We start from the raw sequence: 5,992 nt of genomic DNA on the forward strand, positions 1-5,992 counted from the left end.
AAAATTCCCCAAGCTCCCTCTCTGTCCAGCAATGCTCTAAAGTTGATAAATATCAATCTAACAAAAACTCAAAGCCCTATTGTACAAACTTTACAAGCATGAGTTGTTGATAGTTTTGCATGACAGGTTCGGTAGAGCCGTATTTATCTTAAAAAATAATCCTACGCTGCCTTTCCTCTTGTTCTTAGTTAAACAACCACTGAAGTGGTCACTACCAACCCGGAAGCTTGTAAACCGGGTTTGATGACCGAATAAATATAGAATCTTTTCGCTAATTGTCTTGGAGAGATGGGTTATTTATAATGACAATTCTAGGATTTTCTGACGCAACTCTACTCGATAGGATTTCATTCATTGTGCAATTTGGCTATCATTAACGTTATACTTCATGTTTATGAAAAAGGCTATAATTTAACGAATAATCTCTTTTAACCAAAGGTTTACGGGTCATTAAAGGAGAGTTTACCAGTCATTAATCCTTGAACTCTAGGGTAGTAAAGGCATCTTCATCACTACAGTATGAGTAACGCTACCTTTACAGAAAATTTTAATACTTTTACTGGTTCGGGATTCGCCCCGATTCCGAGTCTAGGTCAGCTAGATTCCGACCTTTGGATTATTTCCGGTCTTTCCGATGGCAGCATGACCTATGGGGACACCCGTACTTCTTCAGGAGATTTTGCCAGAGGACAGACATCTAACCCTGTCACCACTGGGGGAGTTTATGCTTTCAGCGTCGCTTCGGGAAATAATGCTTTTGGGGTACAACCCACAGGAGATGATTTTACCCCCGGCGCTATCACCCTACGCTTACAGAATGTCACTAATAGCTTAGTGGATTCGATTACTCTTTCCTATATCATCCGCTTTCGCAACGACCAAAATCGGGCCAATTCTCTCAATTTTTCCTATTCTGGGGACGGAAATATTTTTACTGCTGTTAGTAGTTTGGATTTTACCACACCGGGGACTTCCGATACCTCTGGTTGGCAGTCGGTAACTCGTTCTATCACTCTTTCTGGATTAAGTATCGCCGCTAATAGTAATTTTTTCCTGCGTTGGACAGGAGATGATGTTAGTGGTAGCGGTAGTCGCGATGAATACGCAATTGATGATATTGCCGTGACTGGTTTAGCTGCCCCCAGTACATATATTCTACCCACTCCTACCCTCGTAAAAATCCATGAAATTCAAGGCACGGGTTTAGTCAGTCCAATTTTAAATCAATTGGTGACTGTAGAAGCGATCGTGGTGGGAGATTTCCAGGGTAATACGGGATTAAGTGGTTTTTATCTTCAGGAGGAAGATAGCGATAGCGATAGTAATCCTCTTACTTCCGAAGGTTTATTTATTTTTGAAGGCAATATCCCGATTATTAACGTTACTATCGGCGATAAAGTTAGAATTACAGGAACAGTTAGTGAATTTGGTAACGCGGGGGTATCCTTAACCCAACTGAGCAGCATCACAGAAGCGTTAATTATTTCTAATAATAATCCCTTACCCACGGCCGCCACTATTAGCAATCTCTCGAACGCGAATGCTCAACCGCAAGTTTTAGAAGCTTTTGAGGGAATGCGGACAACTTTCGCCGAAACTCTCTCTTTAACCGAATATTTCCAACTTGGTCGTTTTGGTAGTGTGGTTTTATCCTCTGGGGGACGTTTACAGCAACCCACTAACGTTACCAATCCGGGGACAGATGCCAATACTTTACAAGCGAGTAATAATCTGCGACGAATTACCCTAGATGATGGTAGTAATCTCACTTTTCCGACGACTCTATTCGGACGTGGTGGCAATCCCCTAAGTACCAGTAACATTTTACGGGCCGGGGACACAGTAACGGGATTAACCGGAGTTTTAGACCAACGTTTCGGAGTCTATCGCGTCCAGAATAACCAAGGTGTGGACTTCCAAGCGGTCAATAATCGCTCAGAAACGCCCACTAATGTGGGGGGTAGGCTAAAAATTGCCAGTTATAACGTCCTTAATTACTTTACCACCATCGACAATGGCACTAATAATGCCCGGGGTGCCAATAGTATCAACGAATTTCAGCGTCAAGAGGAGAAATTAGTCACGGCGCTTATCGGTCTTGATGCCGATGTTTTCGGGTTGATAGAATTGGAAAATAACGGCGATGGGGCGATATCTAAGCTTGTTAACGCTTTAAATGCCGTTGCAGGTGCAGGAACCTACGCTTTTATCCCCACAGGTACAATTGGCACCGATGCGATTAAGGTGGGAATCATCTACAAACCCGCTAAAGTGACCCCTGTAGGTGATTTTAAGATCTTAGACAGTAGCGTTGATGCTCGTTTCGATGATACTCGCAATCGTCCCGCCCTAGCACAAGCCTTCCAAGAAGTCAATACCGGTGCCAAATTTAATTTAGTCGTCAATCACCTAAAATCAAAAGGTCAATCGGGGTTAACTAATACAAGTGATCCTAACTTCGATCGAGGGGATGGTCAAGGTTTCTGGAATGCCAGTCGCACCAATGCGGCCTTAGCCTTAAGGGATTGGATAGCCACGGATCCCACTAATAGCGGTGATAGGGATTATTTAATTATCGGGGATCTCAATGCCTACGCCCAAGAAGACCCAATTCGAGCGCTCGAATCCGCCGGATATACAAATTTAGTGGGTCAATTTGGGGGTATTAACGCTTATTCCTACGTTTTTGACGGTCAAGCTGGTTATCTCGACCATGCTCTCGCTAATGCTAGTTTAGCCTCCCAGGTAACGGGAGTGACGGAATGGCACATTAACGCTGATGAACCTAGTGTTTTTGACTACGATGACAATATCGTTGACCCCGGGGAAAATCCCTCCAATCCTCCCTTAAACCCCTCTGCACTCTACCAAGTTAACCCCTATCGTACCAGTGATCATGATCCCGTTTTAATTGGTTTAAATTTAACCACCCCTCAACCCTTTAAACTGCAATTATTCCATTTTTCCGACAACGAAGGCGGAATTTCAGCCCTTGATGATGCCCCGCGCATGAGTGCGGTGTTAAATGCCCTCAAACAGCAGGACATCGATAACGATGGTGTAGCAGGTTTTGCCAATACCCTCACCCTTGCGTCTGGAGATGCCTACATTCCGGGGCTATTTTTCGGGGCCAGCGAACAGGTATTCGGGGCAGTTGGCCGCGGCGATATCCAGATTCTCAACAATTTGGGAGTACAAGCGAACGCTTTTGGTAATCATGAATTTGACCAAGGTACAGCAGTTGTCCGTAATTTGATTCTTCCCAGTGGCAACTATCCGGGTACAAATTTCCCCTATCTCAGTTCTAATCTTAATTTTGCCCCCGATACCAACTTAGCCAGTTTAGTGACTGCCGATGGTCAGGAAGCGAGTACCATTGCTAATAAAATCGCTAAGAGTACGGTGATTACTCTGCCCGATGGCGAGAAAATTGGTATTGTTGGGGCAACTACCCCGATTTTACGCTCAATTTCCAGTCCGGGTAACGTGGGAGTTTCTCCTGCTAATCCAAATGACCTTGATGCTTTAGCGGCCATTATTCAAGCTTCCGTCGATGCACTTTTGGCCGCTAATCCGGGGATGAATAAGGTCGTTTTGTTAGCTCATATGCAACAATTATCGATCGAACAGGCCCTAGCAGAACGTTTACGCAATGTCGATATTATTGTCGCTGGTGGTTCCCATACTCGTTCAACCGACGAAAATGACCGTTTACGCGCCGGAGACACCTTCCAGGGCGTTTACCCCATTGTCAAAACTAACCCGGAGGGAAAACCAGTAGCGGTAGTTAATACCGATGCCAATTATAAGTACGTCGGGCGCTTAGTTATCGATTTTGATAGCAGTGGTCATATCATTCCCGAAAGCTACAATCCCAATATTAGCGGCGCTTACGCCACCGATGCCCAAGGAGTGACGGAAGTGGGGGGAACAGGATTAGAAGACCCCGAAATTCGGGGGATTACCAATGCCCTCAGAGGGGTTATTAACGCTCAAGAAGGCAATTTCTTCGGTTTTACGCGAGTTTTCCTCAACGGTCAACGGTCGGGGACAGGATTAGATGGAGTTCGCCAACAGGAAACCAACCTCGGCAATATTACCGCCGATGCTAACCTAGCTGAGGCCAAAAAAACCGATGCTAACGTGGTTATTTCCCTGAAAAATGGCGGTGGTATTCGCAATAGCATTGGCAGTATCATCGTTCCCACCGGTACGGAAGCAGTACGGGTAGCACCGGAAGAAGTACCCGGAGTGAAACCGGCCGGGGGAATTTCAGAAGTAGCGATTAAAAATGCCCTCAGTTTTAATAATTCCCTTAGTCTCACCACTGTCACCGCTAGTGAATTAAAGGGGATTTTGGAGTATGGTCTGGCGGCTAGTACAAACGACCCTGCTAATTCCCAAGGCCGTTTCCCGCAAGTGGGAGGAATGGCCTTCAGTTTCCACCTTGATGACCCCGCTGGCAGTCGGATAAAATCTTTGGTAATCAAGGATGAAAACGGCACAGTTATCGATTTGGTGGTGCAAAATGGCGCAATTGTCGGTGATGCTAATCGTAGCTTCCGCATGGTGACGCTTTCTTTTCTTCTTGGTGGCGGTGATGGTTATACCATTCCCCAGCGCAATCGCGTCAATTTGCTAGGCAGTACACCCAACTTCACTGGAAATGCAACTTTTGCCCCCGATGGTACGGAACAGGACGCTTTTGCGGAGTATTTACGGGCGAATTTCTTCAATCAACCCTTTTTAGGGGAAGATGTGAGCAGAGAATTTGATACCCGTCTGCAAAACCTCAATTTCCGCAGTGATGAAGTTTTGCGTTCCACTCGTTCGGGTACGGCCAGCATTGATAATCTAGTGGGTACTACCGGTGATGATGTCTTAGTCGGGTTCCAAGGTCGCGACACCCTAACTGGTTTAGGTGGTAATGATTTCTTTGTTTATGTCAGTTTGAGCGATCGCAGTGATACTATTACTGATTTTACCGTCGGCAGCGACAAAATTGTTCTCACGCAACTGCTTAATAGTTTGAATTACACCGGCAGTAATCCCATTGCTGATGGTTATATCACTTTTACTGCTCGTGGTAGTAGTACGGTTCTAAATATCGATACTGATGGTTTTGGAACTGCCGCAAGTCCTTTACCCCTAGCGTTAATTAATAACGTTGCGGTGGCGGTCTTGAATAACCTTGCCAATTTCCTGTTCTAGTTTTTTTTGGTGGGCTATCAATGCCCACCGTTTTTTTTAAGGAGTAATTTCCATGAATAAAGTTGCTGTAATCACAGGTTTAGCCCTAGCATATTTTGCTGTCAATGTCAATAGTTTACAAGCGGCAAATATTACCTACAATTTTCAAGGTGTTATAACTTCTGGAAGTCTGAATGGGAGTTATTCTGGTTCGGCCAGTTTCGATGATGGGGCGATTACAGGCGTAGATTTTGAATCTATCCCCTTGACCAATATTAGTTTTAATCTCCTCGACCATAGCTTTAATCTCGCTTCGGCCGATGCCCCTCCCGTGGCTAATTATTTCGATGGGACTTTTATTGGCATCGATTATAGTGTCACCTCTACTAATGCCTTCTTTCCCATCGCTAATTTTGCCCTGACTAGCGGATTTTTTGAACTAAGTGAAGCGGCTTTTACCTATACTCCTCGCTTGGGTATTGCAGGACAAGGTAGCCTAACTTTTAGCAAAGTTCCTGAACCTTCTATCGTTATCGGTTTAATTACTTTAGGAGGAATAGGTCTTGTCTTTCGCAAAAGTCCCTAACTAATTTGAGACTTCCTTAGCTAAAAACGCCTACCTCAAACTAATGGGTAGGCGTAGTTTATCGATTACTCTACCTAGGGTTTGCTGAAAAAGTTTGTTGGTGGGGGCAGGGTGTAGGGTGTGGGGTGTAGGGTGTAGGGTTTTACCGATTTTGAGGTAGTCAGTTACCTAATTTTCAGGGAAAAAGTACCTGAATTCTACCCCCGATCCCTCCAA

The 5,992-nt window shown here is 44.9% G+C and carries 2 protein-coding genes; both read left to right on the forward strand.

Annotation, left to right across the window (positions count from 1 at the left end; all coding sequences use genetic code 11):
• Positions 1 to 519: 519 nt before the first annotated feature.
• Positions 520 to 5,211, forward strand: coding sequence for an ExeM/NucH family extracellular endonuclease (locus IM485_RS21790; RefSeq protein ID WP_287745515.1), 4,692 nt, complete (start codon positions 520 to 522; stop codon positions 5,209 to 5,211).
• Positions 5,212 to 5,263: 52 nt separating this feature from the next.
• On the forward strand, positions 5,264 to 5,776 hold the full coding sequence (locus IM485_RS21795) for a PEP-CTERM sorting domain-containing protein (protein ID WP_287745517.1): 513 nt from the start codon (positions 5,264 to 5,266) through the stop codon (positions 5,774 to 5,776).
• Positions 5,777 to 5,992: the final 216 nt, after the last annotated feature.

This window comes from Microcystis sp. M169S2, from assembly GCF_020245865.1.
Lineage (GTDB): Bacteria > Cyanobacteriota > Cyanobacteriia > Cyanobacteriales > Microcystaceae > Microcystis > Microcystis ichthyoblabe_A.

Bases quoted from the DNA above. Each gene is read 5' to 3' on its own strand.
- IM485_RS21790 (WP_287745515.1), top strand. From the start codon at position 520: ATGAGTAACGCTACCTTTACAGAAAATTTTAATACTTTTACTGGTTCG.
- IM485_RS21795 (WP_287745517.1), top strand. From the start codon at position 5,264: ATGAATAAAGTTGCTGTAATCACAGGTTTAGCCCTAGCATATTTTGCT.